The organism is Ochrobactrum vermis, from assembly GCF_002975205.1.
In the GTDB taxonomy this organism is placed as follows: Bacteria; Pseudomonadota; Alphaproteobacteria; order Rhizobiales; family Rhizobiaceae; genus Brucella; species Brucella vermis.
On sequence record NZ_PCOC01000001.1, the window covers coordinates 1,289,464 to 1,316,162 of the forward strand.

The window sequence follows — 26,699 nt, forward strand, 5'->3', positions numbered from 1 at the left end:
TTGTCCTGAGCCTTGCCCGCCGTAAGCGGGATATTGGTGTAGCCGCATACAACGGCGACCGGATGTGAGGTTGATCAGGCTCGGATGTCGAGCCGCGTCATGCAGTATGGCTCAGAACCTGGATACCGATAGGGTGGAGAATGCTGATGTAGCACGAACAACAACCTTGACTTAAATATCCCCATGTGAGGGGACTCAAGAGACCGAGGCGCTTGGCCGATCGCGCGGCGGTTTCACAACCAAGCTCCATGCCCGGTGCGATGCGAAAGGCCGACCGCTAGGCTTCGTCCTGACGCCCGGACAAACGCATGACACCCAAGGCTTCGCGCCTTTGTTCCGGATGATCTCCGACCGGATCGAGGCGTTCCTCGCCGACAAGGGGTACGACGCTGACGCCATTCGCGAAGAGATCGCCCGCGCCGATATCGAGGCCGTCATTCCGACAAAGAGCAACAGACGCCAACCAATCCCGCACGACAAAGCCAAATACAAATGGCGCAATCAGATCGAGCGCCTCTTCAACAAGCTCAAGAACTGGCGACGGGTCGCAACCCGATACGACAAGACCAAGGAATCCTACCTCGGTTTCGTCGCAATCGCTGCAGTCAAACTATGGATACCCTTTGTCCACGAGCGCTAGTCAAAACGTCCATCGGGCAGGTGTTGGTCTTCATAGCCGTAATGACTGCCAGCCTTGCCGGTGATGATAATTACAACGTTATGGTTGGACGGAGTAACGATGCCACCCTGTTGCTGGCCGGCAAACTGACCGTGGATGTCTTTCCGCCTATTATAATATCTGCCTACGACGAAGCCCCAAGTCATGCTTACCCCCCCGCGATGAAAGCCAGGGTTAAGCACTACAATATCATCGCGAAGTGTTCCAGACCGTCAGCAAGCCTGACGCCGCTCTTCTAGCGAGTTGAGCAAATCGCTCAGTTCCTTGGCATCGCGGTAGTTCATTCCTACCGCCTGCCGAACGCCCATCTCAACTGGCTTTTGAACTTGTTGATCAACCACTGACCAGGTGTCGTTTATTCCGTTTGACGCTTTGTATCGTCCGCCGATGTGCCGCCCACCCTTCAATGTTGATCTGCTCATCCCAGTCCTTTCAAGGTTCGAATCGATTGAAATCTATGATTACAGACATGGTTAACACATCGCAAGTTGCTGCCGTCGCAACAGACCCCATGCTCGAAGTTGCGCTGTCCTACACGGCGCGCAGCTGGCCTGTATTCCCATGCCGTGCCGCCGACGAAGAGTTCGTTGACGAGGACGGCATCATTGAAATTCTCGCCACCAAAACTCCGCTGACCTCAAATGGTTTCCGCGGCGCGACGCTGAACGAGCGCATTGTGCGTGAGCTTTGGCGTCGTAATCCCGGTGCTATGATCGGCGTGCCAACTGGTGCACCTATTGGTGCTTGGGTGCTGGACATCGACCCGAAGCATGGCGGGCCGGATACGCTCGCCGCATTGGAGGCCGAGCACGGCGCGTTGCCAGCCACGCTTACGGCCGAAACCACGAGCGGCGGACGGCATTACTTCTTCAAGCACAAGGCTGGCGTGCGCAATCGTGATGCACTGGGCGCTGGCATCGATGTTCGTGGTGACGGCGGCTATGTCATCGCGGCTGGCAGTGTGCCTGCTGTTGGCCAGCCTTACCGCTGGTTGGTCGATATGGAACCGGTTGACGCACCAGACTGGCTGCTGGAGCTTGTGTTGCCGCGATCTTACGACAGCACGACCATGTACCAGGCGCCGTCGGTCTCGGGCACGATTAACGACCGATACGTGGAGCGCGCGGTACAGTCCGAGCTCGACGACCTCGCCATGGAGCCAATGGGCAACCGCAACAACCGCTTGAACGACGCGGCTTTCCGGATGGGAACGTTTGTTGGAGCTGGGGCATTGTCGGAATCCGAAGCGCGGGCCTTGTTGCAAGACGTGGCGCGCCGCTGGGGCAGGGACTTCCCGCGCTGCTGCAAGACGATCGACAACGGCTTGAAGGCGGGCAAGATGCATCCGCGTCAGGCTCCAGAAGCCGTCAATGACAATACCAAGCTCGTGGACATCACGCGCATGCTCGACAACGCGCGTGCGAAAGTTGATGAGCAGCGTGAACCCGAAGCACACAACGACCTACCAGACGCAGCCGCCATCCAGCCTGCCGTTGAGGAGGTTCCCACCGACCAACCCATCCTCGCAGCTACGCCGTTCCAGTGGAAAGACCCGTCGACCCTGCCACGCCGCGAGTTCGCCTTTGGGCGCCATTTCATCCGCAAGTATGTCTCGGTTAACGCAGCGCAAGGAAAAGGGAAGCGGGGCTTTGGATCCACTTTTTTATTGCTGCGACCAATCTGGCGTGATGCCGTTCTTACCCATGATGCCGTATGTCCCCCCTGTATTAATAAACCAAACGCTGAAAATTGCGCACAGGACTAAGAATACTGAGGCCGAGACGGTGATACGTGCTTTACGAGTTCTCCGCCTCAATAAGAGATAGACGCCTACGCCAACGGCAGCAGATGAAACATAGGCAGCAAACATACACGACCCTTGTGGGAAAAAGGCGGAAGCCCACAAAAGACTTACAGCGCGCTATCGCTGCGTTCAATAGCACCGCTTTTTGTTCCTCGTAATGGATCACAACATGCATCACGAGAGTTCACACATCGCTAACCATAAGTGAATGGGCCGCCGATTGTCCGCCAACTTTTCGCCGCATGACAGTCGGCAAATGTCGCATCGGAATTCAACGGGAGACGAAAAATGTCAATTGGTCGGAAAATCGGTGCCATTGGCCTTACGGCTGGCTTGGCCATTTCACTTAGCTTACTGCCAGCTCTAACAGGGGCAATTCAATCTGATACCGCTTTCGCCAAGGGAGACGGCGGTGGCAATGGAGGAGGTAATGGCGGAGGCCACGGCGGCGGTCACGGTGGTGGCCATGGAGGAAGCAAAGGCGGGAACTCCAGTCACGCAGGCAAAGGCGACTCGCACCGATCTTCTTCCGCTAAGTCGAGCCATCATAAATCGGGCTCAGTAACGAAGTCGAGCGTCACCAAGGCTAGCGTGACAAAAGACAAGAACACGCTCGGTCCGCTGAATGCCGCACATGCATCTGCGACTGCGCGGGCAAATGCAGCTCCGAATTCGGCTGTTGGCAGAATTGCATCCTACGAACAGGCACGAGATGGTGCACTGACGATTAGTGATCCAATTGAGAGAGAGCAGGCTCTGGATGAGGCCAAAGACCAGCTTGAAACGGCATTCAGCCGCACGATTTCAGAGAAAGAATTCTCCCAAATCGATAGTATGCTGGACGAATAAGACAGGCCTTGCAGTGGAAGGAACGCCCCCGCCATCGAGCGGGGGTTTTTCATAAAGAGGAGATGCCAAGGCCATCAATTGGCTCTGATCGCCCCAGCGTGTTAAGCGCGTCGCAACCGCTCGCCGTTCGTTCCCTGCTGAATCTCCGCAGCAATGGCTTCCAAGGCTTTCAGGTCAGCGTCAGCATCGCTCACGAGGTCTTCTATGCAGGAAACAGCGATAGCCAAAGCGGCGGCAAGATGTTGCATCTTCACTGACTCCGATGGACTCCAAAGCTTGGCCTATCGTCGCCTTTGTCTTTTTGCAGGCGATTAGCTGTCCCATAAATATATCAGCTATTTGCTTAATCATGCCGAGTGCAATCGCGACTATATCAGCTCTTGGAATGTGTTTGTGAGGCCAACTCCAGCACCCATTTGAACGCCGCATCCCAAGACGACAGCGTTTCTCGCTGCCCGTTGACGCCATAGGCAACCCAGCTGTCTTGCTGGGCGCCGTCCTTCTCCGTCATGATGGTGCCTATACGAGTTCCACGGCTATCATGAACCGGGTAGATCATTGTCAAACTCCTAAACTCGAGTGGTCGCCTATTGGATATCCGTGGGCGTTACTAGCTGACGACTACACCTGCCGTGCTGGTGGCAGTTTAAGTTGGGGGTTTTTGTGGGTTTAGGCAAGGGCCAAAATATTGGTGTCGTGAACCAGGAGCCGCCGTCGCCGTCAAGGGAAAGTAAGCCTTGATACAGCCGCCTGTCACAATAAAAATACAACTTCTGATACTGCGAACTTCTTCTTGCGCACTTCTTGGAAAACCCTAAAAGAAGTTCGCAAATGCACGCTGCTTTTGGTGCGTAAGAGTTCTTATATAGAAACACACGCACAAAGCGCGCGGCGCGCAGTTCGCGTAATTTGAGAAGTGCGCACTTTTCCTGATTTCGACCAATTCCAAAATACAACCTGCTTTGAGGATGGCGACAAGACGCCCCCGGTGAATGGTGTAACTGGAGGACCGCAAAGCGCCTTGCCCCGCGGCAAGGTAACGTCTCGCTTTTTGCCTGTCCATTAACACCACATTTATTGAGGCATTCCACATTCATCTTGCCGCTACCAACGGCATACCGCAATAAACACGAGGAGCACACATGGCACGCAACCGCATGCGCGCGCCTTCGTCTACGACGACAACCGTCACCAAAACCCAAACCGTCCGCATCAACGGCGCTCGCGTTAAGATCACCACAAAGGCCGAGAAGGTGACGACAAAGCCAGCCAGCCGCTAGAATGGGAACTACAGGCGGCACAGGTGTCCGCGTTGCGCCGCCTGCCACAGTATCAGCGCCAGTTCCTGCTGGCCGGTGACATGAACGCCAGCAAGAGAGGCCCGCGGGCACAGGCCCAGGCAATCGCAACGGGAATGACCAGTGGCGAGCCGAAGCGGAAGGTGACGGAGGAGGTATGATGCCAAATATATTTACATAAACGTCCCCGCTGACTGGGCGCGCGTACCTGACACGTTCAATCCTGGCCGCCCTTCCACCGTAACCTCCGATAGCGGTAGCACGAGCTATTACGAATTGCCAGCTGGCGCGACAGAGCTGAACGACCTGATTGAGTACAAAGGTATGTCCTTTGCGCTCGGCAACATCTTCAAGGCTTGCTATCGGTTCGGAGAGAAAGACGCGGCCAGCCGAATGTATGACTTGAACAAAATCATATATTTCGCGGGTAGGTTGAAAGCGTTGGCGCAGGATAAGAAGACGTAATTCCCCTTTATGACGTCCTGCCCTTGATTACCCACTGGATTATGTCATGAGTGATTACTATTGAGTCGGTACCATCCTCGAAATACCTTGATGTATGACGGCTCGTGCTTTCGGCTTAGCTTTACTGAATATTTGCGGAGATGGATGGCAATCTGCTCCTTTCCAAGCTCCGGTAATGCACGCTGAACGCATCGCGCACTGAACGGCTCCCGCAGCGTCGTGTGTCTGATCGCATCCTCAATATGTGAGTGTTTCATTGTTCTTCCCCCATTACTGCCATCACTATAAAGCACGGCCCCGACGTCCTCTACAGACGTCGGGGCCGTGCTTGGCAAAGGTGACTGTCCTTGCCGTGCACTATATTCGCTGAGCTTCGTACGCCCCAGCGAATAACTTGAAAAAGCCCTGCCGAGGGACGAGCTAGGCAGGGCTGCGTCAGCGACGTTTCTAGTGGTGACAGAATTGCGCTGACGCGAGGTGGTATCGATGCATTCCGTGAAACTACGTTGAAGCAGATTTGTTCCCATCAACGGCTAGTCTGTGTTGGCTGCCTCAATGTTGGAGTTGGCTGCCGGGAAACTGTCGTACGGGTGGCGGAACTGATATTTTTGATGAGCCAGCCGGACAGCCAGTTCGGTGATGTAGCCGAGGTCGCGAAGCCCGCTCTCATAGAGCATGACAATTGTGCTGGACAAATCGACTGCAACATAGTCGAGCTCGCCCTCTTCAAGCTTGGCCGCTGCGTTCGAATAACAGCGCCTCATGAAATTGACTTCTTCGAGCGTGTATATACGGCTTGCTTCATTGAAAAACGGCATAGATAGCCTCCCTCCAGTTGTGAACCAAAGTAAAAGCCGTTGCGGCGTTCATTCGTGTGATAATGGTTAATGCATAACAGCCGAGAAAGTTTCTGAGAAACTTCCCGTATGACGCGGCTTACTCGGGATGGCAGGCGACTGCATTGTGGGCTGGTAGTAAGTGACCGGCTTAGAACAAACTTGCCTGCTCTTTCTTATTATCATTGCTTGGTGTGAGGTCGATCAGATCAGCATCGGGCAGGGGTTTTTGCATTTCCTTGGCTTCATCCCATGGAGCGCGTAGCCAAGTGTCGATCTCCTCCGTGGTTCGGAGTATGACCGGCATTGCCTTCGGGTGAACTGGCTTCATGACAGCATTCGGCTCGGTCGTGAGACCCCCGAAGATATCGACCTCGACCGGCCGGCCCTTCCTTTTTCTTCCGTACACCCTTCCAGCTTGTCCAGATGCCAGCGAATGCGAAAAGCGGCTTCTCTTCATTGAGAGCGAACCAGTGAAGCGGCTTTCGTTTGGTCTTCGGGTCCGGTTCCTGCCCGTATTCGGAGAAGGATGTAGCAGGAACAACGCATCGGCTTTGAAATAGGTATGCGTTCCGTATTTGCGTTGAAGCCTCTCTTTATCGATCGATCCGATGTGGCCGCAGCGGCAACAGAAACCGTATAGCTCGTACCACTTAAACAGGTCCATTATCCGGGTCGATACCGGCATTTCGGTCAGGTAAAGCGGGCGCGATTTCATCGATCAAAGTACGTCTCCCACGGCTTGGAATTCTTGTTCGTTGGGTCACAGGGTACACCGCCATATAATTAGATGAACTCCTGCTGGCCTTCGACGGTCTGGAATTTCACAATCCAGAAATGATGACCTTCATGATACTGACGGCCGTGCAAGCGGTAGGCGCCCAGCCGATGTTCATCTGCGATCACTTCCAGAAGCCTTCTGCGTAGTTCATCGGTGAGATACAAAACCACCTGGAACAGGTATTCCTTATTGATCAGCGTCTTCGGAGGCTCGCCACGGGATCTGCCACTCATTTCACGAACACCGTCGGTTTCCAGCCTCGCGCAAAGCCCATCGACATAGCCATACTGGCGTATTCGATCTCTTTAACGAGAAAATCCCGATCTTTCAGAAGCGTCTCTATCGCAGCCCGCGCATCGCCGTTGTGGTAGGTGAGAACCAATTCAATTTCGTCGTCGTATTCATTTTCCTGCGCAACCGCATTCATTGTCCTGCTCCGAGTGAAGCAGACACACACGCCGCCAAGCATGTCTGGATTTCATCAGCGTCGCTCGCTGATGTTCCTAAAATGTTCTCATCTGAATTGAGAGACAATCGCTATCTTGAAGCTGTGGAAACCCGGTGGATTGTCTGTGGATTTCCTGTGCGTTTTCATGGCTCGCTCAACAAACGACCGTCTTCTGCCAAATGCCATCGCCAAAAGGCTTGTCGCCATGTCTCCGCATGAAAGCGCTCATGCACCTCTCTGTAGGAAAGCTGAACACGCAGAAGCCTATTCCAGACTTGCGAGCCATACGATGAGGCAATCTGGCGCCGAGCCGATCTGCATCACGATGAACCTAGCGACGCGCAAACTTCAGCGCGTAAGTTTCGGGGAGGGCAACCTGGTACGTTTTCATCATGCTGCCCTCTTAAAAAAATCGACAAGTTGGCCATGGGTGACCGCAAGTCGCGAAAGCTCGACTTCGCGAACAAGAAAGTCGCGGTCCTTCAAAAGCGCCTCGATTGCGGCGTGCACGTCTCCGCCGTGATAGGCGAGAACTTCCTCGATTTCAGCTTCATAGCTTTGGACAAGAGCGTTCATGGTTTTCTCCTGTTTCAATATGTGTTCTTATTTTGTTCTCATTGGCGCTCGTCGTTAAGTATCGAATTTCGGACAGGGGTTACAGGTTCAATTGCACCTAATTATATGACCCAAACAGGAACAAACTGGCTATTTTGGACGTTGTCGCTTAAAATTTATCATTAGAAAACAATACTTTGAGCGACGCCCTGCGCCCTCCGAAGGCAGAGGTCACAGGTTCGAATCCTGTCGGGTGCGCCATTTCCTTCGATATCACCGTTGCCATGCTGCTCATTTGGAGCAGCATCAGGCCGTGTTGCAGCCGCCGTTGACGACGTGTTAAAGATATCCAATCCGGCTGTGCTTTGTGATGCGATGCGCCTTTTGCATCGAATATTACTCTGAGTGTACCGAAGACCGGGAAAGACATAATATTTCTTTGCTTCCACTGCGTTGGTGTGTCCATTTGGAGAACCGTTATGCTGAGAAATTTATCGGTCGCGGCGATCAGTATTTTGATGCTTGCAAGCTTCGAGCATTCAGCGTCTGGCGCGTCTATCGGTGCGGGCAATCCCTATCCCGTCAGCGATTATACATGCGAGGATAGCACACGTCTGGCAGTGCGCCTTTTCGGTGATCGTGCTTCGGTATCTGTTAATGGTGCTGCCGCTGTCGATCTGCCCGCCATGGGCCAGGAAGGAACGACCTATTCGAACGGCAAGCAGACGCTGACCATCGTGCAAGGACGTCTATCATGGGGCGTTGGTCGAGCCGTTCCTTCCGCATGTACCGGCGGGTGAGCGTTTCGTTTCGCTGCCTGTCTGAAGCACATCCTGGACTGCCTTCACCTTTCTGGAAAAGACATTGTGCAAGCTCCACCGAACCATCTATTGATAACGGTGGGGGAGAAATCATGACGAGTCGGCAATTCGCAATGACGATTGTGAATCTTCCCCTTTGCAAGGGCTGAACCGGAAGATCAATTCTGGAACCAGCAGAGATAAATTGGGAGGACTTGGAATGCGCGTTTTAAAGCGTATTGCTGTGGCAGCTTCGATTGTGGGGATCGTGGCCACGGCGGGTGGTTTGGCAATTGGTGCCGCAAGTGCTGAAGAACCGCTGAAACTGATAATCGGAACAGAGGGCGCATATCCTCCGTTCAACTTCACCAATCCTGATGGCTCGTTGTCAGGATTCGATGTCGACATCGCAAGAGCGCTTTGCGAGGAAATGAAAGCCGAGTGTACATTCATCACCCAGGAGTGGGATGGCACGATTCCTGCGCTGCAGGCCGGTAAATTCGATGCGTATGTTTCTTCCATGTCGATCACGGAAGAGCGCAGGAAGCAGGTCGATTTCTCCAACAAATACTACAACACGCCTCCCGGCATTGCGGTACCCAAGGATAGCGATATCAAGGGTGTGACCAAGGAAGACCTCGCGGGCAAGACGATCGGTGTTCAGGTGTCCACGACACACGCAAACTATGCCGAACACGCTTTCACCGATAGCACGATCAAGGCCTATCCGACTGCCGAAGAATATCGGCTCGATATGGCCAATGGCCGCCTCGATGCCGTCAACGACGACAGCGTAACGCTGAGCGAGTGGCTGAAGACGCCGGATGGCGCTTGCTGCAAGATGGTCGGCACTTATCCATCGGATGATAACATTCATGGCGTCGGTGTCGGCGTTGCCTTGAAGAAGGGGCGTCCTGAACTGGTTGAAAAGTTCAACAATGCCATCAAGGCGATCCGAGCGAACGGCAAGTACAAGGAAGTCAACGACAAATACTTTGATTTCGATGCTTACGGCGCTGAAAACTGACCGGACCAAACGATAAGCCAGTTGCATATTGAGGTTTGCAGCGCCGCCCAATTGGGCGGCGTTGTTTTGGAAGGATCTGCTCACGCAGGCGCAATAGATTATCGATATAATTACGAGGCAATTGTTGGCGTTGAGAATTTCTCCGCCAGCACGGACAATATTTGATCTTCCGGCACAAGGGAGTTCAAAATGCATCGAATACTGTGCCTGATGGTTCCGGCTTTCGTGTTGGTTGTAATTTATTCATTTTGCGACCGGGAAATGCCCGCGCTATCCTATAACGCGTCAAACGGCTGTATCTGTGATAAAAACCGTCAGCCAATTTCAGCTTGTCTGGATGTTTGTCAGCCTGCGAACTGAAGATTGCCTGAGCGCTAAACCGGGAGTTCAAATGCGACCTGAAAATCTAGTCATTCGCGCGGTTGAAGCCACAGATGCCGAAGGGCTTGCTCGCCTGCAAAACATGCCGGGATTTCGGTTTGGGACATTACGCACACCGTTCCAGCGTCTCGAGACCACGAAAAAGTGGCTGGAGGCGCTCGGGCCGGAAGCCACGGTGATGGTAGCGACTATCAATGACGAGATTGTTGGAAATGGCGGCTTGCTGCGGCATAGCGGACGACGGAGCCATGCCGCAGATATCATATTGGGCATACATGACGACCATGTCGGCATGGGGATCGGCACGGCGCTTATGACTGAGCTGATCGATATCGCCGACAACTGGCTCGGTCTGAAGCGGCTTGAACTGACAGTGTATGTCGATAACGCTGTCGGAATTCGCCTCTATGAGAAGTTCGGTTTTGTTTCGGAAGGCGTTCACAAGAAAAATGCCTTCAGAGCTGGAGAGTTTGTCGACGCGCTCTCAATGGCCAGACTCAACTTCTGAAGTATTTCTCTTGGAAATTGAGGAGTGAATGCGAGGCCTTTAGGGCCGATTGCTGGACTTCCCACCCGTCTCCGAGCGAGAGTTTCCATCATCAACAACTCTGTTGGAAAGAAACGTTGCATTTTCGCCACAATGCGTTGCATAGATGCAACGCTATTGGGTAACATGGTTAACATGAACACGGCGAATCTGACGGCGGACATGAACAGCGAGACACAATCATCGCAAGGCGGCGAGGGGCGCAGGCTTCTGGCCCTTCCGGGCATTATCACCGTTGTTTCAGCGCTGATTACTGCCTCGATTTCCTTTGCCATTCTGATTGGTATCACACCGATCACACCCGACCGGACCGTCACGCTGGCATTGGTCATCGTCAATGTCGCGTTGATTGTGTTCCTCATCCTGCTGATCTGCCGCGAAGTCTATCGCATCGTTATGGCGCGGCGGCTTGGAAAAGCCGCTTCGCGCCTGCATGTCCGTATTGTCGCGTTGTTTTCGCTGATCGCGGCGGTGCCTGCTATCGTGGTCGCCATCGTCGCGTCGGTGACACTCAATCTCGGTCTGGATCGCTGGTTCGATACCAATACGCGCGATATTGTGAGTTCGTCGCAGAGCCTGACGACCGCCTATATCCGCGAAACCGCGCTCAATCTGCAAAGCACGTCCTATTCGATGTTGCAGGATCTGGACGGGCAACGCACTGTTTACAGTCTCGATCGCCAAAGATTTATCGATACGATGACGCTGCAGGCACGTGGTCGCGGTCTGCTTGGTGCGTTTCTGGTGCGCGAAAACGGCGATGTGGTCGTAAAGAGCAAAACCGGTGTTGAAGGTCATTTGCCTCCGCCGACGGAAGATGCGTTGAAAACGGCTCTGGACGGCAAGCCGGTCATCATTCCTCCAGGAAACAGTAATTTCGTCGGCGCTATCATCAAGATGCGCGAGATACCTGATGTCTATCTTTATACTGTTCGGGCTGTAGATTCGCAGATTATCGACGCCATGCGTCTGATGGAAGCCAACACCCAGCGCTATCAGGAGATGGACGCGAACCGCATTCCGACGCAGATCGCTTTCGCGCTGCTTTATTTCGGCCTGACGCTGATCGTGCTGCTCTCGGCCATCTGGACAGGCATTGCCGTCGCTGACCGGTTGGTGCGTCCGATCCGACTGCTGATCGGAGCATCGGATGATGTGGCGGCAGGCAATCTTGACGTTTCGGTGCCAGTGCGGGCCTCGGACGGCGACGTTGGTGCATTGTCCGGTACTTTCAACAACATGGTCGCGGAACTCAAGAGCCAGCGTAACGAGCTGATCTCTGCCAAAGACCAGATCGATGAGCGTCGTCGTTTCTCCGAAGCCGTACTTTCCGGCGTGACGGCGGGCGTCATCGGTATCGAGACGGATGGCTGTATCTCCATTCTGAGCCGTTCTGCAGAACATATGTTCGGCGTTACCTCGGAAGAAGCTGTCGGCAAGAACCTCACCAGCATTGCACCCGAGATCGGACAAGCTTTCGAGGTCGCCCGTTCAACGGGGCGCGCGGTACATCGCGAGCAGGTCAGCATGACCCGCAGCGGCGTGGCGCGCACCTTCAATGTGCAGGTGACAGTCGAAGATACGGAATCCGAAGATCATTCCTATGTGGTTACCGTGGATGACATCACCGATCTGGTGCAGGCGCAGCGTTCGTCCGCCTGGGCGGATGTTGCGCGCCGCATTGCGCATGAGATCAAGAACCCGCTCACGCCGATCCAGCTTTCCGCAGAACGCATTCGTCGCCGGTATGGCAAGGTGATTACCGAGGATCGCGAGGTTTTCGACCAGTGCACGGATACAATCATCCGCCAGGTGGGTGATATCGGGCGCATGGTCGATGAATTCTCGGCCTTTGCCCGTATGCCGAAACCGGAAATGCGTCTTATGGACATGCGCGAGGCATTGCGTGAAGCCTCCTTCCTGATCGAAGTCAGCCGCAGCGATATTCAGTTCCAGAATGATTTTGGCACCGAAAAATTGATCGGTTCCTTTGACAGCCGCCTGGTCGGACAGGCGTTTGGCAATGTCATAAAGAATGCAAGTGAAGCCATCGACGGACTTCCGAAGGAAGATCGCGATGAGGGACATATTCTCATTCGTTCTTATCAGGCGGATGGGCAACTGGTTGTCGATGTCATTGACAATGGCAAGGGCCTGCCCGGCGATGATCGCCAGAAGCTGCTCGAACCTTATATGACGACGCGGGAGAAAGGCACCGGCCTTGGTCTCGCGATTGTCCGCAAGATCGTCGAGGATCATGGCGGGCATCTGGAATTGCATGACGCGCCTCCGGATTTCCATGGAGGACGGGGCGCGATGATACGTATGGTCTTTCCGCAAGCGCCTGCCAGCGAAGCTGGCACAGATGCGGGACCTGCCAGCGAAGCTGGCGTGAATACGGAAAATGGCGAAAAGAACATAGCTGGACAGGTGATTTGATATGGCTGCCGATATTCTTGTAGTTGATGACGAAACGGATATCCGGGAACTTGTTGCAGGCATCCTGAGCGATGAAGGTCATGAAACCCGCACGGCTTTCGATGCGGACAGCGCTCTTGCGGCGATCAACGATCGCGTTCCCCGACTGGTTTTTCTGGACATCTGGCTGCAGGGCAGTCGTCTGGACGGCCTGGCGCTGCTCGATGAAATCAAGAAGCAGCATCCTGAACTGCCGGTGGTGATGATTTCCGGCCATGGCAACATCGAAACAGCGGTCTCGGCGATCCGGCGCGGTGCCTACGACTTCATCGAGAAGCCGTTCAAAGCCGATCGTCTGATCCTTGTCGCGGAACGGGCGCTCGAAACTTCGAAGCTGAAGCGCGAAGTTTCGAACCTGCGCAAGCGTACCGGCGACCATCTCGAACTGATCGGCGCCTCGCTCGCAATGAACCAGTTGCGTCAAACGATCGAGCGCGTCGCGCCGACCAACAGCCGCATCATGATTACGGGTCCGTCAGGCGCGGGCAAGGAACTTGTCGCGCGTGCCATCCATGCACAGTCGAGCCGTTCTGATGGGCCGTTTGTGACGGTCAATGCGGCGAATATCACGCCGGAGCGCATGGAAATCGAGCTTTTCGGCACAGAAATGGACGGCGGCGAGCGCAAGGTCGGCGCTCTGGAAGAAGCCCATAGCGGTATTCTCTACCTCGACGAAGTCGCCGACATGCCGCGCGAAACGCAGAACAAGATTCTGCGTGTGCTTGTCGACCAGCAGTTCGAACGCGTCGGCGGCACCAAGCGTGTGAAGGTGGATGTGCGCATCATCTCCTCTACGGCACAGAATCTTGAGGGCATGATCGCGGAGGGTACGTTCCGCGAAGACCTGTTCCATCGTCTTTCAGTAGTTCCGGTGCAGGTGCCGCCGCTTGCTTCGCGGCGCGAGGACATTCCGTCTCTGGTCGATTACTTCATGAAGCAGATTGCCGAACAGGCTGGCATCAAGCCGCGCAAGATCGGCCCGGATGCCATGGCGGTTCTGCAGGCGCATAGCTGGCCGGGCAATCTTCGCCAGCTTCGCAACAATGTCGAACGCCTGATGATTCTGGCGCGTGGCGATGATCCCGAAGCACCGGTCACGGCCGACCTTCTTCCGGCTGAAATCGGCGATACGCTACCGCGTGCACCGACAGAGTCGGACCAGCACATCATGGCGCTCCCGTTGCGCGAAGCACGTGAACGCTTCGAGAAGGAATATCTGATTGCGCAGATCAACCGGTTTGGCGGCAATATTTCGCGTACGGCGGAATTCGTTGGCATGGAGCGTTCTGCGCTGCATCGCAAACTGAAATCGCTTGGCGTATAACGAACTTTAGAGCGCGTTTCGATCTGAGTTGAATCAGATCGGCGCTCTAAATTCTTCTATTTGAAGCATAATCTTGATCGTCCTCGTTTCACTCCGGTCGGATTGTGCTCTAGTTCGGGTAGAACGGAGCGGTCATGCGGGTAATCGTTTGCGGAGCAGGGCAGGTCGGATACGGTATCGCCGAGCGGCTTGCCGCCGAAGAGAACGATGTCTCCGTCATCGACACATCTGCACGCCACATTGAAATCGTGCGCGATACGCTCGATGTGCGAGGCTTTGTCGGGCATGGTTCGCAGCCGGACGTACTTGCTGCCGCGGGCGCCGACGAAGCGGATATGATCATCGCCGTCACCTTGTCCGATGAGGTCAATATGGTGGCCTGTCAGGTGGCGCATTCTGTCTTCAACGTGCCGACCAAGATTGCCCGTATCCGTGCACAGTCCTACCTCAAGGCCGAATATCAGGACTTGTTCCTGCGCGAAAACCTGCCGATCGACGTCATCATCTCGCCGGAGCTGGAAGTCGGCGAGGTGGTTCTGCGACGCATTGCGTTGCAGGGTGCAACCGACGTGCTGCGCTTTGCCGACGACAAGATCATCGGTCTCGCCATCGAATGTCTCGAGGAATGCCCGGTCATCAATACACCGCTGAAACAGTTGACCGATCTGTTTCCCGATCTCGCAGCAACCGTCGTCGGTGTGGTACGCAACGACAGCCTGTTCATCCCGCGTTCCTCTGACGAGCTGAATGCAGGGGATCTCGCCTATGTCGTAACAACCCGCGAACAGGTCCGTCGCACGCTCTCATTGTTCGGACATGAAAAGCCGGAGGCCAGCCGCATCGTTATCGCGGGCGGCGGCAATATCGGTCTTTACGTGGCCAAGGCCATTGAGGATCGCAAGTGGCATACGCGCGTCAAGATGATCGAAAGCGAACACGACCGGGCTTTCGCGATTGCCGATCAGCTAAAGCGCACCATGGTGCTGCACGGCAGCGCGCTCGACCAGAACATTCTGCAGGAAGCCGATATTCAGGATGCGGACCTGATGGTCACGCTGACCAATCAGGATCAGGTCAATATCCTGTCGAGCATCATGGCAAAACGTCTGGGCTGCAAGTCCAACATGGCCCTGCTGAATACGGTTGCCTATCAGGATTTCACCCACATGGTGGGGATTGATGCCTATATAAATCCGAAGGCAGTCACGATCTCAAAAATTCTCCAGCACGTGCGACGGGGCCGCATTCGCGCCGTCTACAGTGTTTATCGCGACATGGCTGAACTGATCGAAGCTGAAGCGCTGGAAACCTCCTCGCTTGTTGGCGCACCGCTGCGTGATCTCGACCTGCCGGAAGGCTTGCGAATCGGCGCTATTTATCGCGACGGTCAGGTAATCCGCCCGAATGGTGACGTTCGGATCAAGCCCAAGGATCGCGTCGTCATTTTCGCAACGTCTGACGCTGTAAAACATGTGGAACAGATGTTCCGCGTCAGCCTGGAGTTCTTCTGATCACAACTTTGTGTTAGCCTGAGCCGGGGTTAAAGCTTGGGGGCTAATATGGATATCTGTACGTTCTGGTACGGCTCGCGTTTGCGCGAGGTCGATTGCGTTTGTCTGGCGTCAATGGTGATGACGGATCAAAGGGTAAAGCTCTTTACTTACGCTTCGATCGAGAACGTACCGCCGGGCGTCGAGCTGCACGATGCTGGCAGCATTTTGCCTGAAACGACATTCAAACGGCTCGACCCGGCCTATCCGAATTTCCGCTCCAGACGGACCATCGTTCAATTCAGCGATATTTTCCGCATCATGCTGATGAAGCATCAGCAGGGTGTCTGGCTGGATACAGATGTTTATCTTCTAAAACAGTTTCATCCCAATCCGGGCAAACCATATCTCGCGCGGGAGAATCGCTTCCGGGTCGGGGTGTCCGCACTCTATCTTCCACATGATCATCCGATTATTCGTGAGTTTGAGGCCTACGTATCGGCCAACTATCCTCTGCCGAACTGGCTGGGAGTGCGCAGAGGAAAATTGCGTCCACTTTACTATCGCCTGATCGGCAAGGAAGTAACGCCTGCCTCGATTGGCATCACCGTCTTTGGAAATGACGGTATCTCGCGTCTCGCCCGCAAATACGGGATTTTCAAGAACGCAGCACCTCAAGAAAACTTCTATTACTGGGTCGGCAATGATGCCACACGCATCTATGATCCAGCCTATGGCCTGGAGCCGATCAATCATCCTGACTTTATCGGTTTTCATATACATAAAAAGCACAAGGAAGTTGTTTCGCTCCAGCCCGGAAGTTTTTACATGTGGGCAGTAGATCGGGTGCAACCTTTATTTGAATCGCAACAAAAAGAAGAGCTTGCCATGACAGGCTGAGAGCCTGATGCGATCAGGCCCGCCAGGAATTGCCGGTACGCTCATGAAATTGACGGTTGCGCAAAGATTCTCATCCTGTTAACCGAAGCTGAATAGCGAAGCAGTTGTCTTTCCACAGCAATTGCAGTCGAGTACCGATTTTGCACGCTCCGGTGCTTGATTTATGTGCATGCGCGTGTTCGTTTAACACATCGCGAGCTGGCTGCTGATCGATTAAAGGAATAAAAACAATGGCTGAACGATCGCAAAATCTGCAAGACCTTTTTCTGAATTCTGTACGTAAGCAGAAAATTTCCCTAACGATTTTTCTCATCAATGGCGTCAAACTGACCGGCATTGTAACGTCGTTTGATAATTTCTGCGTGCTTCTGCGCCGTGATGGTCATTCGCAGCTTGTTTACAAGCATGCGATTTCGACGATCATGCCAAGCCAGCCTGTGCAGATGTTCGAAGGCGAAGAAGCCTGACGCTTTCCGAATTCTACTGGAGCGCAATGGCTTGATGCCGTTTCGCTCCAGTTTTTTGTTTCTGCTTGATGATGACCGGACACGCACAGCTTGTCCGGTTCGTCATGTTTAAACAATCCGGGGCGTCTTTCATTTGAAACAGCTTTAGCGGTGACTTATCTGCAATGGCAGATAGTGCGTTGATCTGATCACTTCAGGTTATGCGTCCGTCACAGTTTCCGCGTCCCGGAGTGAATATACTTGTCCAAATTCAAGGATAAAAAGCCGACATCTGCCGATGCAGATAAAGGTTTTGAAATTTCAGAGCCCGAGCCCACCAGGGCGGCCGTCATCGTTCCTGTTCTGCCTGAGCGATATAATAGCGGTGCGAGTGCTGACGAGGGCGCACGTCCCCAGTTCCAGCGCTCGAATGAAGCGCGCCTTGAGGAAGCCGTAGGGCTTGCCCGGGCGATCAATCTTGACATCGAACATGCCGAAATTGTCATTGTTGCCAATCCGCGACCCGCGACCTTGCTCGGCGCGGGAAAGGTCGAATCCATTGCCGAAACCGTCAAGGAAAAGGCCATTGGGCTCGTTATCGTCGATCATGCGCTGACGCCGGTACAGCAGCGCAATCTCGAAAAGGAATGGAACGTCAAGGTCATCGACCGTACGGGTCTCATTCTTGAAATCTTCGGCGAGCGTGCGCGCACCAAGGAAGGTGCCTTGCAGGTCGAACTGGCGCATCTGAATTATCAGAAGGGTCGCCTAGTCAGAAGCTGGACTCACCTTGAGCGCCAGCGCGGTGGTGGCGGCTTCCTTGGCGGCCCCGGTGAAACGCAGATCGAAGCCGACAGACGCCTGTTGCAGGACAAGATCCTGAAGATCAAGCGTGAGCTTGAAACGGTCGTGCGCACCCGCACCCTGCATCGCCAGAAGCGCCGTAAGGTGCCGCATCCGATTGTCGCGCTCGTTGGCTACACCAATGCGGGAAAGTCTACGCTTTTCAATCGCATGACCGGTGCGGAAGTGCTGGCCGAGGACATGCTGTTCGCCACGCTCGATCCGACATTGCGCCGCATTCGCCTTCCGCATGGCGAAACCGTGATCCTGTCGGATACAGTTGGTTTCATCTCGAACCTGCCGCACCATCTTGTCGCCGCCTTCCGCGCCACGCTTGAAGAAGTGGTCGAGGCTGACCTGATCCTGCATGTCCGCGATATTTCCGATCCGGACAATGCCGCGCAGGCGGAAGATGTGGAAGGCATTCTTGCGGGTCTGGGCATAGAGTCGCAGGATCGCAAGCGCATCGTCGAAATCTGGAACAAGATTGACAATCTTGACGAAAGCGGGCGGGAAGCCGCCCTGCGTCTTGCCGCAGCCGGTAGCGAGGAGGGGCGTCCTATTCCTCTTTCAGCCATTACCGGTGAAGGCGTTGACAGGTTGCTTTCACTTATCGAAACGCGGATAGCGGGTTCGCTCGGTTCGGTCGATGTATTGCTGTCTCCTTTCGAGCTCCATCTTCTCGACTGGATCTACCAGCATGGCAGCAATGTCGAACGCGAGAATCTGGAAGACGGCTCCGTGCGCATCAAGGCCAGACTGACTGAAGTAGCCCGCAAAACGCTGGACGAGAAGCGCGGCATTCGACCCGAAAAGCCGGAGTCGGACTGGGAGTAAAGCGGGGAGTGCGGCGCCACTTGCGGAACAGGGGCGCAACGCCCTATGTATGGAACGTCTACGATTCAAAACCATTCACTTCGCCATAAATATATCCAGAGGCCCATAATGAGAGATCCGATCGAAACCGTCATGAACCTCGTCCCGATGGTGGTTGAGCAGACCAACCGTGGCGAACGGGCCTATGATATTTTCTCGCGCCTTCTCAAGGAGCGCATCATCTTCGTGAACGGACCGGTTGAAGACGGAATGTCGATGCTGGTTTGCGCGCAGCTTCTCTTTCTCGAGGCAGAAAACCCGAAGAAAGAGATCAATATGTACATCAATTCGCCCGGCGGCGTCGTAACCTCCGGCATGGCGATCTATGATACGATGCAGTTCATCCGTCCGCCGGTTTCCACGCTTTGCATGGGCCAGGCGGCTTCGATGGGCTCGCTGCTTCTGACCGCCGGTGCGACCGGCCAGCGTTATGCGCTGCCGAATGCCCGTATCATGGTCCATCAGCCATCGGGCGGTTTCCAGGGCCAGGCGTCGGATATCGAGCGTCATGCGCAGGACATCATCAAGATGAAGCGCCGCCTGAACGAGATCTACGTCAAGCACACGGGCCGCGATTACGAGACGATCGAACGCACGCTCGATCGCGATCATTTCATGACCGCACAGGAAGCGCTCGAATTTGGCCTTATCGACAAGGTGGTTGAATCGCGCGACGTCGGCGCGGACGAATCGAAGTAAGAGCCGGAATCTCCGGTTCGCAACCGTTTTTAGCGCCTCTTGCCACAAAAGGGGCCCAATTCTTGCAACTACGTGATGGTTAACGCGCCGCGTTAAGCATCTGTTGGGGTTCGGGGCGCTAAACTTGGTCAGATTATGCCGAATCTTTGCCGGGAACTTATTTTTCATTTGTTCGGCGGTTCAGCTTCTGCAAAAGTCGCCAAATGGCTCCTTCGGTCGGGGAGCCGTGCGGTGACAGGAATCCTGAGACTACAGGCCCTTGATGACAGACCCAAGGCTACAGGTGGCGCGTATTTGCTGCCGTTGTGACCGGCGGGAGGCGCGTTTCTCCTCCAGCACTGGGTCCGAACCGGAAGAAACGATCGATATGAGCGCCCAAGGTTCATTTCGGTCCATTGAAAGGAAACTGCGATGAGCAAAGTCAGCAACAGCGGCGGCGATTCCAAGAATACGCTTTATTGCTCGTTCTGCGGCAAAAGCCAGCATGAAGTGCGCAAGCTGATTGCAGGCCCGACCGTTTTCATCTGCGACGAGTGCGTCGAACTCTGCATGGACATCATCCGCGAGGAAAACAAATCCTCGATGGTGAAGTCGCGCGAGGGCGTGCCTACGCCGCAGGAAATCATGGCTGTTCTTGACGATTACGTCATCGGCCAGAAGGATGCCAAGCGCGTTCTGTCGGTTGCGGTACACAATCACTACAAGCGTCTCGCCCATCAGTCCAAGAGCAGCGATATCGAGCTTGCGAAGTCGAACATCCTTCTCGTCGGTCCGACGGGTTGCGGCAAGACCTATCTTGCCCAGACGCTCGCACGCATCATCGATGTGCCATTCACCATGGCCGATGCGACGACACTGACGGAAGCTGGCTATGTCGGTGAGGATGTCGAGAACATCATCCTGAAACTGCTTCAGGCCGCCGATTACAATGTGGAACGTGCGCAGCGCGGCATCGTCTATATCGACGAAGTCGACAAGATCAGCCGCAAGTCGGATAACCCGTCCATCACGCGCGACGTGTCGGGCGAAGGTGTCCAGCAGGCGCTTCTGAAGATCATGGAAGGCACCGTCGCTTCCGTGCCGCCACAAGGTGGCCGCAAGCATCCGCAGCAGGAATTCCTGCAGGTGGATACGACGAACATCCTCTTCATCTGTGGCGGCGCTTTTGCCGGTCTCGACAAGATCATCTCGGCACGCGGCGAAAAGACGTCTATCGGCTTCGGTGCAAACGTGAAGTCGGCTGACGATCGCCGTATCGGTGAAGTGTTCAGAGAGCTGGAACCAGAAGATCTGCTGAAATTCGGTCTCATTCCGGAATTCGTCGGTCGTCTGCCGGTGATCGCGACACTCGAAGACCTCGATGTCGATGCTCTGGTGCAGATCCTGACCGAGCCTAAGAATGCGCTCGTGAAGCAGTATCAGCGCCTGTTCGACATGGAAAGTGTCGAGTTGAGCTTCCACGACGATGCCCTGCGGGCGATTGCCAACAAGGCGGTTGAGCGCAAGACGGGTGCTCGCGGCCTGCGTTCGATCATGGAAAAGATCCTGCTCGACACGATGTTCGAGCTTCCGACGCTGGAAGGCGTGCAGGAAGTGGTCATCTCCGGCGATGTCGTGGATGGCAGCGCCCGTCCGCTCTATATCTATGCCGAACGGCAGGACGAAAAGGGTAATGTTTCCGCTTAAAGCATTTCCAGCAAAAGCGCGCAGTGGCTTTGCGTTGGATAATGCGCAAGGCGATGTCTAAAGCGGTAACAATTAATCCATAAAAAGGCCGCGTCAGCGGCCTTTTTCGTGTGCTACGCTTGCGCGGGGCTTATCCTGTCACTATTGCAGGCGGAGCAATCGGGGTACAGGCCACACTGGATGTTGTACTAATTCACGCGACGGCGCAGGATAGATGACGATTCTATGAAAGCCGTCCCGATACAGACTATTGAATTGCCGGGTTCGGCTCTCCAAGTATGGACCGAAGCACATTCGTGACCTGCCTCATCATGAAAGGGGGCGCGGACGTGGCAGTCAGGTTGAAAGACCTGAGAAAGGACTGAGTTATGACGGGTACTGAACAGAAGACACCGTTGGGTGGTTCTGAAGCGGGCGGTGCAGACGGGCTCTATGCCGTTTTGCCGTTGCGTGACATCGTCGTTTTCCCGCATATGATCGTTCCGCTTTTTGTCGGCCGCGAAAAGTCCATTCGCGCGCTGGAGGAAGTGATGGGCGTGGACAAGCAGATCCTGCTCGCCACCCAGAAAAACGCTGCCGATGACGATCCGGCACCGGACGCGATTTATGAAATCGGCACGATTGCCAATGTATTGCAGCTCCTGAAGCTGCCGGACGGTACCGTCAAAGTGCTGGTCGAAGGTACGGCACGCGCCAAGGTTTCCAAGTTTACCGACCGCGAAGACTACCACGAGGCCTATGCTGCGGCTTTGCCGGAGCCAGAGGAAGATGCCGTTGAGATGGAAGCACTGTCTCGCTCGGTGGTTTCCGACTTCGAAAACTACGTCAAGCTGAACAAGAAGATTTCGCCGGAAGTGGTTGGCGCCGCCAGCCAGATCGACGACTATTCGAAGCTTGCCGACACGGTTGCCTCGCATCTCGCGATCAAGATTCCTGAAAAGCAGGAAATGCTGTCGATCCTCTCGGTGCGCGAGCGCCTTGAGAAGGCGCTTTCGTTCATGGAAGCCGAAATTTCGGTTCTGCAGGTAGAGAAGCGTATCCGCAGCCGCGTCAAGCGCCAGATGGAGAAGACGCAGCGCGAGTACTACCTCAACGAGCAGATGAAGGCGATCCAGAAGGAGCTTGGCGATGGTGAGGACGGTCGCGATGAAGCGGCTGAACTCGAAGAACGCATCAACAAGACCAAGCTTTCCAAGGAAGCCCGTGAAAAGGCTCAGGCGGAGCTGAAGAAGCTGCGCAGCATGAGCCCGATGTCTGCCGAAGCAACGGTCGTCCGCAACTATCTCGACTGGCTGTTGTCCATTCCTTGGGGCAAGAAGTCGAAGATCAAGCAGGACTTGAACTTTGCCGAAGGCGTACTTGGCGACGATCACTTTGGTCTTGAAAAGGTCAAGGAGCGCATTGTCGAGTATCTCGCAGTGCAGGCTCGCTCGACCAAGATCAAGGGCCCGATCCTCTGCCTCGTCGGACCTCCCGGCGTCGGCAAGACCTCGCTCGCCCGTTCGATTGCCAAGGCTACCGGCCGTGAATATGTCCGTATGTCGCTCGGCGGCGTGCGTGACGAGGCTGAAATCCGCGGTCATCGCCGCACCTATATCGGCTCGATGCCCGGCAAGGTCATCCAGTCGATGAAGAAGGCGAAGAAGTCCAATCCGCTTTTCCTGCTCGATGAAATCGACAAGATGGGCCAGGACTTCCGTGGCGATCCGTCATCGGCCATGCTCGAGGTGCTGGACCCTGAACAGAACTCGACCTTCATGGATCACTACCTTGAGGTCGAATATGATCTGTCGAACGTCATGTTCGTGACGACGGCCAACACGCTGAACATTCCTGGTCCGTTGCTGGACCGTATGGAAGTCATCCGTATTGCCGGCTACACCGAAGATGAAAAGCTCGAAATTGCCAAGCGGCACCTGCTGCCGAAGGCGATCAAGGATCACGCCCTGCAGCCGAAGGAGTTTTCGGTCACGGACGAAGCACTGCGCAATGTTATCCGCCTCTACACGCGGGAAGCAGGCGTGCGTAGCCTCGAACGCGAATTGATGACTCTGGCGCGTAAGGCCGTGACCGAAATCCTGAAGTCGAAGAAGAAGTCGGTGAAAATCACCGAAAAGAATCTCTCCGACTATCTGGGTGTCGAGCGGTACCGCTTCGGTCAGATCGACGGCGAAGATCAGGTTGGTGTTGTTACGGGGCTTGCCTGGACGGAAGTCGGCGGCGAGTTGCTGACCATCGAAGGCGTCATGATGCCCGGTAAGGGCCGCATGACCGTCACGGGTAACCTCCGCGACGTGATGAAGGAATCGATTTCTGCGGCGGCATCTTATGTCCGCTCGCGTGCGGTTGATTTCGGCATCGAGCCTCCGCTGTTCGACAAGCGCGACATCCACGTGCACGTGCCGGAAGGTGCTACGCCAAAGGACGGTCCGTCCGCCGGTATCGCCATGGTCACGGCGATTGTATCCGTGCTGACCGGTATCCCCGTTCGCAAGGACATCGCAATGACGGGCGAGGTCACCTTGCGCGGTCGTGTCCTGCCAATCGGCGGCCTCAAGGAAAAGCTCCTCGCGGCTCTGCGTGGCGGCATCAAGAAGGTTCTGATTCCGGAAGAAAACGCCAAGGATCTGGTGGATATTCCTGACAACGTGAAGAACAGTCTTGAGATCGTTCCGGTTTCCCGTGTGGGTGAAGTCCTCAGGCACGCTCTGGTTCGCGAACCTGAGCCGATTGAATGGACGGAACCTGCAACCCCGGCGACCGTGCCTTCGGTTGAGGAAGACGCAGGGGCGACGACAGCTCACTAAAGCATTTCCAGCAAAACTGCGAAGCGGTTTTGCGTTGGGTAATGCGTCGTAACGACGTGCCTGTCTGGAAACCCGCGAAGCGGTTTGCAGACAGGATACGTACTGAAATGAACTTTCGGTGGGCGATTCTGATTCAGTCGGATAGTCCCGCTGGAAGCTGTCTAACAGGACCAACAATCGAAATGCCGGGCAAATTGCCCGGCATTTCTGTGTTTAACCCCGGTTTTCCGGGGTTTTTTCACGTTGACAGGCTTGGTTTGTGAAACGATTTGAATAAACTCCCCCCAATCCGGTCACGTTATCCGTTCCGGTAGATAAAGAAAGGAAATGCCAATGAACAAGAACGAATTGGTTGCCGCAGTTGCGGAAAAGGGCGGTCTGACGAAGGCTGATGCCGGTACTGCTGTTGACGCTGTACTCGCTGCTGTTACGGGTGCCCTGAAGGCTGGTGAAGAAGTCCGTCTGCCTGGCTTCGGCGTTTTCTCCGTTTCGCATCGCGCTGCCTCGACCGGCCGTAACCCATCGACCGGCAAGGAAGTTGCTATCCCGGCTCGCAACGTGCCGAAGTTCTCGGCCGGCAAGGGCCTGAAGGACGCCGTAAACGGCTAATCATGATCTGGAGGGTGAAAGCTCTTCGAACGGATCGTGACGATAAATTTCTGGCCACCGCGGCTCTGTCGCGAATGGCTGTCGAGAAGGCCCGGTTCATCCGGGCTTTTTTCGTAAGTATGATAGGCGCGTGGCTGGTTGATTTTGGTCGAGCCCGGCTTCTACGAGCCAAAAATATCCGTCAAGATTCTGGCCAACGCACATACGGTTGCCAGCGGCAACAGCCAATCGAAAAAGATATCCGGATTTTTCATGAGTGAAAAAGTACTCGGTTGATCAAGCGAAACTGCACCGCCAAATGGCATCATTTGGCGGCTGTAAGTGTTATCAGACGATTTTCAGCAGGGAGGATCTCTTCCCGAAGATCAAATCGGTACGCAACCTGCCATTGCGGGAAAAGCAATAGGTTGCGGTGGGCCGAGAGGCGCAGATGGATTTGACAAACCGTAGCGCTGACGGACGGTCAATGAAAAGTCCTCCTACAAGCCCCTGCCGATCATAGACGATCCAGCGCCGTGTCGTTTCTTCTTCTATAATAAAACGTGGCTGCCGATGGGCCACGACATTTCTCTGTTCTTTCGTCGTCATGACACTTGCCTCATCCCAGCGGTTCCGACGATCATCGTGCGAGTTGCATAATGATGAATGCCAGGACAACGCCTGCTCCAATGACTGCGGTCAAACGGAGTAGTATGTTGATATCCTCGCGCAGCTCCGCTTCGGTGACTGCTGTATTGACGATTGGCGGTGTTTCCTGTGTACGCTTTGCTTTGTTCAGGTAGAAAAAAAGGCTCAATTTTCCGTACATGATCGTAATCTCGCTTCTGAAGACTGCACAATGTTTCTACAGTTGCTGTTTAGCTGACAGCCTTTCAGTGACGTATCATCGCGATGGAACTGACTGCCTGCCGGTGTTGTGCTATGAGTGCCGCAGATGTTTCTTCCACATGGTCAATGGCTGCACAGGCTCGGCGAATGGCGCTGGCTGTTTCTTCGCTGACGGCGACCAACGGCAGCCGCACATCCGGGGAGAGACCCCGGCGATGGTGCAAAGCGTATTTCACTGGAACGGGATTGGTATCTTGTTCCATCGCTGTCAGAAGCGGCTTCAATTTGAAGCCGAGCGTCCGCGCGGTGCAGGAGTCGGCCCGTCTGCAGGTTTCGTAAAGCTCTACAGTTGTTGCAGGAAGCACATTTGATATGACCGAAATCATCCCGTTGCCGCCTTCCAAATTAAAGGGAACAGCGGTTGCATCATGGCCGGACAGCAGCAGCAGCCGGTCGCCGATGCGGCGAATGAAGCGTTTAGGTCGATCAAGATCGCCAGTTGCATCTTTGATACCAATGATTGTCGGTAGCTCACTCAACCGTTCGATTGTTTCCAGTGAAAGATCGATACCTGTGCGCTTTGGAACATTATAAAGGATGATTGGTATCTGGACGTTGCGAGCTACGGCTTCAAAATGGCGAAACAGCCCCTCCTGCGATGGGCAGTTATAGTAGGGGGTAACGATCAGCGCTGCGTCAGCACCACACGCGGCCGCAGCGCTCGTCAATGCAATAGTTGAAAGAGTATCGTTGGTACCTGTTCCCGCAACGACAGGCACACGTCTTGCCGATACTTCAACACAGGTTTTGATAAGGCTGATTTTTTCCGCCGTATTGAGAGTGGGGGCTTCCCCGGTCGTGCCGCAAGGGGAAAGGGCATGTATGCCTTCTCCAATTTGCCAGTCTACCAAGTCAGCGAAAACCTTGTGCGCCACTTCTCCATTCTCAAAAGGCGTGACAAGAGCCGTGGTTACTCCGCTCAATCTGGTTCTGAGTTCGTCATAAGCCATTGTTCTGGATCTCCGTTACCCGAGTTCACGGCTGAAAGCGAACCTGCGTATCTTACACAAGCCGTTCGGAAAGCAGCCTGACTGGGCAGTGAACAAGCTATGAGCCCCGGCGTATAAATTCGAGATCAGGAGCGAAGCTGGAGCATTAGAAAGTCATATATTGGCTCCGAATGTTTTGCGCCTCTGTCGGATCGCATCCGTGCAAATGCGTTGTGCTTTCATGTCCTCTTTTT

General features: G+C 54.7%; 29 protein-coding genes and 2 pseudogenes. 18 read left to right on the forward strand and 13 right to left on the reverse strand.

Annotated elements, in window-relative coordinates; genetic code table 11:
• The first annotated feature begins 175 nt into the window (after positions 1–175).
• Positions 176–640, forward strand: a complete 465-nt coding sequence (locus tag CQZ93_RS06435) for an IS5 family transposase (RefSeq protein ID WP_105541852.1) — start codon at positions 176–178, stop codon at positions 638–640.
• Here the strand turns inward: CQZ93_RS06435 and CQZ93_RS06440 are convergent.
• Positions 637–825 (reverse strand): SRA domain-containing endonuclease, encoded by a 189-nt coding sequence (locus CQZ93_RS06440; protein ID WP_286152306.1) that lies wholly within the window; start codon positions 823–825, stop codon positions 637–639. The genes CQZ93_RS06435 and CQZ93_RS06440 overlap by 4 nt on opposite strands.
• A gap of 66 nt (positions 826–891) precedes the next feature.
• Positions 892–1,101 carry a hypothetical protein gene (locus CQZ93_RS06445; protein WP_105541853.1) on the reverse strand — a complete coding sequence of 70 codons (210 nt, stop codon included), beginning with the start codon at positions 1,099–1,101 and terminating at the stop codon, positions 892–894.
• Positions 1,102–1,148: 47 nt separating this feature from the next.
• On the opposite strand from CQZ93_RS06445, the gene CQZ93_RS06450 reads away from it, so the two are divergent.
• Together CQZ93_RS06450 and CQZ93_RS06455 are read left to right on the forward strand one after the other, a co-directional pair.
• Entirely contained in the window at positions 1,149–2,444 is a 1,296-nt protein-coding gene (locus tag CQZ93_RS06450; protein ID WP_286152308.1) for a bifunctional DNA primase/polymerase, read from the forward strand.
• A 327-nt stretch (positions 2,445–2,771) separates the two neighbouring features.
• On the forward strand, positions 2,772–3,332 hold the full coding sequence (locus CQZ93_RS06455; protein WP_105541854.1) for a Holotricin-3 precursor: 561 nt from the start codon (positions 2,772–2,774) through the stop codon (positions 3,330–3,332).
• Between the two features lie 101 nt (positions 3,333–3,433).
• Here the strand turns inward: CQZ93_RS06455 and CQZ93_RS26585 are convergent, their stop codons facing one another.
• Both CQZ93_RS26585 and CQZ93_RS06460 read right to left on the reverse strand, forming a co-directional pair.
• Positions 3,434–3,580, reverse strand: a complete 147-nt coding sequence (locus CQZ93_RS26585) for a hypothetical protein (RefSeq protein WP_181153319.1) — start codon at positions 3,578–3,580, stop codon at positions 3,434–3,436.
• A gap of 125 nt (positions 3,581–3,705) precedes the next feature.
• On the reverse strand, positions 3,706–3,891 hold the full coding sequence (locus CQZ93_RS06460) for a hypothetical protein (protein ID WP_105541855.1): 186 nt from the start codon (positions 3,889–3,891) through the stop codon (positions 3,706–3,708).
• 583 nt (positions 3,892–4,474) lie between these two features.
• Here CQZ93_RS06460 and CQZ93_RS26875 point away from each other — a divergent pair.
• Positions 4,475–4,612: a hypothetical protein gene (locus CQZ93_RS26875; RefSeq protein ID WP_286152311.1), complete on the forward strand. Its 138-nt coding sequence runs from the start codon at positions 4,475–4,477 to the stop codon at positions 4,610–4,612.
• A 1,016-nt stretch (positions 4,613–5,628) separates the two neighbouring features.
• Here CQZ93_RS26875 and CQZ93_RS06480 read toward each other — a convergent pair.
• From CQZ93_RS06480 to CQZ93_RS06505, 6 genes and pseudogenes are all read right to left on the reverse strand, one after another.
• Positions 5,629–5,913 (reverse strand): hypothetical protein, encoded by a 285-nt coding sequence (locus CQZ93_RS06480; RefSeq protein WP_105541857.1) that lies wholly within the window; start codon positions 5,911–5,913, stop codon positions 5,629–5,631.
• Positions 5,914–6,082: 169 nt separating this feature from the next.
• Positions 6,083–6,488 (reverse strand): annotated as a pseudogene (locus tag CQZ93_RS06485) (SOS response-associated peptidase family protein); the annotation flags it as partial.
• A 229-nt stretch (positions 6,489–6,717) separates the two neighbouring features.
• A complete protein-coding gene (locus CQZ93_RS06490; protein ID WP_286152313.1) occupies positions 6,718–6,945 on the reverse strand; it encodes a hypothetical protein in 228 nt (75 codons plus the stop codon).
• Positions 6,942–7,139: a hypothetical protein gene (locus CQZ93_RS06495; RefSeq protein ID WP_105541858.1), complete on the reverse strand. Its 198-nt coding sequence runs from the start codon at positions 7,137–7,139 to the stop codon at positions 6,942–6,944. The genes CQZ93_RS06490 and CQZ93_RS06495 overlap by 4 nt, the downstream gene beginning before the upstream one ends.
• 411 nt (positions 7,140–7,550) lie before the next feature.
• Positions 7,551–7,736 carry a CUE domain-containing protein gene (locus CQZ93_RS06500; RefSeq protein WP_105541859.1) on the reverse strand — a complete coding sequence of 62 codons (186 nt, stop codon included), beginning with the start codon at positions 7,734–7,736 and terminating at the stop codon, positions 7,551–7,553.
• Between the two features lie 148 nt (positions 7,737–7,884).
• Positions 7,885–8,181, reverse strand: coding sequence for a hypothetical protein (locus CQZ93_RS06505; protein ID WP_146114432.1), 297 nt, complete (start codon positions 8,179–8,181; stop codon positions 7,885–7,887).
• 13 nt (positions 8,182–8,194) lie between these two features.
• On the opposite strand from CQZ93_RS06505, the gene CQZ93_RS06510 reads away from it, so the two are divergent.
• The 14 genes and pseudogenes from CQZ93_RS06510 to CQZ93_RS06575 all read left to right on the forward strand — a co-directional run bounded on the left by CQZ93_RS06510 (position 8,195) and on the right by CQZ93_RS06575 (position 24,628).
• Positions 8,195–8,515, forward strand: coding sequence for a hypothetical protein (locus CQZ93_RS06510; protein ID WP_286152316.1), 321 nt, complete (start codon positions 8,195–8,197; stop codon positions 8,513–8,515).
• A 220-nt stretch (positions 8,516–8,735) separates the two neighbouring features.
• Positions 8,736–9,542, forward strand: coding sequence for an ABC transporter substrate-binding protein (locus CQZ93_RS06515; RefSeq protein WP_105541861.1), 807 nt, complete (start codon positions 8,736–8,738; stop codon positions 9,540–9,542).
• A 391-nt stretch (positions 9,543–9,933) separates the two neighbouring features.
• Positions 9,934–10,431 carry a GNAT family N-acetyltransferase gene (locus CQZ93_RS06520; protein WP_105541862.1) on the forward strand — a complete coding sequence of 166 codons (498 nt, stop codon included), beginning with the start codon at positions 9,934–9,936 and terminating at the stop codon, positions 10,429–10,431.
• 132 nt (positions 10,432–10,563) lie between these two features.
• A complete protein-coding gene (locus CQZ93_RS06525) occupies positions 10,564–12,909 on the forward strand; it encodes a sensor histidine kinase NtrY-like (RefSeq protein WP_105541863.1) in 2,346 nt (781 codons plus the stop codon).
• A gap of 1 nt (position 12,910) precedes the next feature.
• Positions 12,911–14,272, forward strand: a complete 1,362-nt coding sequence (ntrX, locus tag CQZ93_RS06530; protein WP_105541864.1) for a nitrogen assimilation response regulator NtrX — start codon at positions 12,911–12,913, stop codon at positions 14,270–14,272.
• Between the two features lie 134 nt (positions 14,273–14,406).
• Entirely contained in the window at positions 14,407–15,783 is a 1,377-nt protein-coding gene (gene trkA / locus CQZ93_RS06535; protein WP_105541865.1) for a Trk system potassium transporter TrkA, read from the forward strand.
• A gap of 48 nt (positions 15,784–15,831) precedes the next feature.
• On the forward strand, positions 15,832–16,662 hold the full coding sequence (locus CQZ93_RS06540; RefSeq protein ID WP_105541866.1) for a glycosyltransferase family 32 protein: 831 nt from the start codon (positions 15,832–15,834) through the stop codon (positions 16,660–16,662).
• Positions 16,663–16,674: 12 nt separating this feature from the next.
• Positions 16,675–16,887, forward strand: a pseudogene (locus CQZ93_RS26880) (hypothetical protein).
• A 5-nt stretch (positions 16,888–16,892) separates the two neighbouring features.
• A complete protein-coding gene (hfq, locus tag CQZ93_RS06550) occupies positions 16,893–17,129 on the forward strand; it encodes an RNA chaperone Hfq (protein ID WP_002964239.1) in 237 nt (78 codons plus the stop codon).
• Between the two features lie 240 nt (positions 17,130–17,369).
• A complete protein-coding gene (hflX, locus tag CQZ93_RS06555; protein WP_105541867.1) occupies positions 17,370–18,788 on the forward strand; it encodes a GTPase HflX in 1,419 nt (472 codons plus the stop codon).
• Positions 18,789–18,896: 108 nt separating this feature from the next.
• Positions 18,897–19,526, forward strand: coding sequence for an ATP-dependent Clp endopeptidase proteolytic subunit ClpP (gene clpP / locus CQZ93_RS06560; protein ID WP_010660144.1), 630 nt, complete (start codon positions 18,897–18,899; stop codon positions 19,524–19,526).
• 411 nt (positions 19,527–19,937) lie between these two features.
• Entirely contained in the window at positions 19,938–21,212 is a 1,275-nt protein-coding gene (gene clpX, locus CQZ93_RS06565) for an ATP-dependent Clp protease ATP-binding subunit ClpX (protein ID WP_105541868.1), read from the forward strand.
• Between the two features lie 368 nt (positions 21,213–21,580).
• Positions 21,581–24,019, forward strand: coding sequence for an endopeptidase La (gene lon, locus CQZ93_RS06570; protein WP_105541869.1), 2,439 nt, complete (start codon positions 21,581–21,583; stop codon positions 24,017–24,019).
• 333 nt (positions 24,020–24,352) lie between these two features.
• Positions 24,353–24,628, forward strand: a complete 276-nt coding sequence (locus CQZ93_RS06575; RefSeq protein ID WP_006470422.1) for an HU family DNA-binding protein — start codon at positions 24,353–24,355, stop codon at positions 24,626–24,628.
• Between the two features lie 327 nt (positions 24,629–24,955).
• Here the strand turns inward: CQZ93_RS06575 and CQZ93_RS06580 are convergent, their stop codons facing one another.
• The 3 genes from CQZ93_RS06580 to dapA all read right to left on the reverse strand — a co-directional run bounded on the left by CQZ93_RS06580 (position 24,956) and on the right by dapA (position 26,466).
• Positions 24,956–25,216 carry a hypothetical protein gene (locus CQZ93_RS06580; protein WP_105541870.1) on the reverse strand — a complete coding sequence of 87 codons (261 nt, stop codon included), beginning with the start codon at positions 25,214–25,216 and terminating at the stop codon, positions 24,956–24,958.
• 31 nt (positions 25,217–25,247) lie between these two features.
• Positions 25,248–25,436, reverse strand: coding sequence for a hypothetical protein (locus tag CQZ93_RS06585; RefSeq protein WP_105541871.1), 189 nt, complete (start codon positions 25,434–25,436; stop codon positions 25,248–25,250).
• Positions 25,437–25,500: 64 nt separating this feature from the next.
• Positions 25,501–26,466 (reverse strand): 4-hydroxy-tetrahydrodipicolinate synthase, encoded by a 966-nt coding sequence (gene dapA, locus CQZ93_RS06590; protein WP_105541872.1) that lies wholly within the window; start codon positions 26,464–26,466, stop codon positions 25,501–25,503.
• Between the last annotated feature and the right edge of the window lie 233 nt (positions 26,467–26,699).

Coding starts and splice junctions, on each gene's coding strand:
- CQZ93_RS06440 (WP_286152306.1), bottom strand. CDS start 825: ATGACTTGGGGCTTCGTCGTAGGCAGATATTATAATAGGCGGAAAGAC.
- CQZ93_RS06445 (WP_105541853.1), bottom strand. CDS start 1,101: ATGAGCAGATCAACATTGAAGGGTGGGCGGCACATCGGCGGACGATAC.
- CQZ93_RS06450 (WP_286152308.1), top strand. CDS start 1,149: ATGGTTAACACATCGCAAGTTGCTGCCGTCGCAACAGACCCCATGCTC.
- CQZ93_RS06455 (WP_105541854.1), top strand. CDS start 2,772: ATGTCAATTGGTCGGAAAATCGGTGCCATTGGCCTTACGGCTGGCTTG.
- CQZ93_RS26585 (WP_181153319.1), bottom strand. CDS start 3,580: ATGCAACATCTTGCCGCCGCTTTGGCTATCGCTGTTTCCTGCATAGAA.
- CQZ93_RS06460 (WP_105541855.1), bottom strand. CDS start 3,891: ATGATCTACCCGGTTCATGATAGCCGTGGAACTCGTATAGGCACCATC.
- CQZ93_RS26875 (WP_286152311.1), top strand. CDS start 4,475: ATGGCACGCAACCGCATGCGCGCGCCTTCGTCTACGACGACAACCGTC.
- CQZ93_RS06480 (WP_105541857.1), bottom strand. CDS start 5,913: ATGCCGTTTTTCAATGAAGCAAGCCGTATATACACGCTCGAAGAAGTC.
- CQZ93_RS06490 (WP_286152313.1), bottom strand. CDS start 6,945: ATGAGTGGCAGATCCCGTGGCGAGCCTCCGAAGACGCTGATCAATAAG.
- CQZ93_RS06495 (WP_105541858.1), bottom strand. CDS start 7,139: ATGAATGCGGTTGCGCAGGAAAATGAATACGACGACGAAATTGAATTG.
- CQZ93_RS06500 (WP_105541859.1), bottom strand. CDS start 7,736: ATGAACGCTCTTGTCCAAAGCTATGAAGCTGAAATCGAGGAAGTTCTC.
- CQZ93_RS06505 (WP_146114432.1), bottom strand. CDS start 8,181: ATGGACACACCAACGCAGTGGAAGCAAAGAAATATTATGTCTTTCCCG.
- CQZ93_RS06510 (WP_286152316.1), top strand. CDS start 8,195: ATGCTGAGAAATTTATCGGTCGCGGCGATCAGTATTTTGATGCTTGCA.
- CQZ93_RS06515 (WP_105541861.1), top strand. CDS start 8,736: ATGCGCGTTTTAAAGCGTATTGCTGTGGCAGCTTCGATTGTGGGGATC.
- CQZ93_RS06520 (WP_105541862.1), top strand. CDS start 9,934: ATGCGACCTGAAAATCTAGTCATTCGCGCGGTTGAAGCCACAGATGCC.
- CQZ93_RS06525 (WP_105541863.1), top strand. CDS start 10,564: ATGCGTTGCATAGATGCAACGCTATTGGGTAACATGGTTAACATGAAC.
- ntrX (WP_105541864.1), top strand. CDS start 12,911: ATGGCTGCCGATATTCTTGTAGTTGATGACGAAACGGATATCCGGGAA.
- trkA (WP_105541865.1), top strand. CDS start 14,407: ATGCGGGTAATCGTTTGCGGAGCAGGGCAGGTCGGATACGGTATCGCC.
- CQZ93_RS06540 (WP_105541866.1), top strand. CDS start 15,832: ATGGATATCTGTACGTTCTGGTACGGCTCGCGTTTGCGCGAGGTCGAT.
- hfq (WP_002964239.1), top strand. CDS start 16,893: ATGGCTGAACGATCGCAAAATCTGCAAGACCTTTTTCTGAATTCTGTA.
- clpP (WP_010660144.1), top strand. CDS start 18,897: ATGAGAGATCCGATCGAAACCGTCATGAACCTCGTCCCGATGGTGGTT.
- clpX (WP_105541868.1), top strand. CDS start 19,938: ATGAGCAAAGTCAGCAACAGCGGCGGCGATTCCAAGAATACGCTTTAT.
- lon (WP_105541869.1), top strand. CDS start 21,581: ATGACGGGTACTGAACAGAAGACACCGTTGGGTGGTTCTGAAGCGGGC.
- CQZ93_RS06575 (WP_006470422.1), top strand. CDS start 24,353: ATGAACAAGAACGAATTGGTTGCCGCAGTTGCGGAAAAGGGCGGTCTG.
- CQZ93_RS06580 (WP_105541870.1), bottom strand. CDS start 25,216: ATGACGACGAAAGAACAGAGAAATGTCGTGGCCCATCGGCAGCCACGT.
- CQZ93_RS06585 (WP_105541871.1), bottom strand. CDS start 25,436: ATGTACGGAAAATTGAGCCTTTTTTTCTACCTGAACAAAGCAAAGCGT.
- dapA (WP_105541872.1), bottom strand. CDS start 26,466: ATGGCTTATGACGAACTCAGAACCAGATTGAGCGGAGTAACCACGGCT.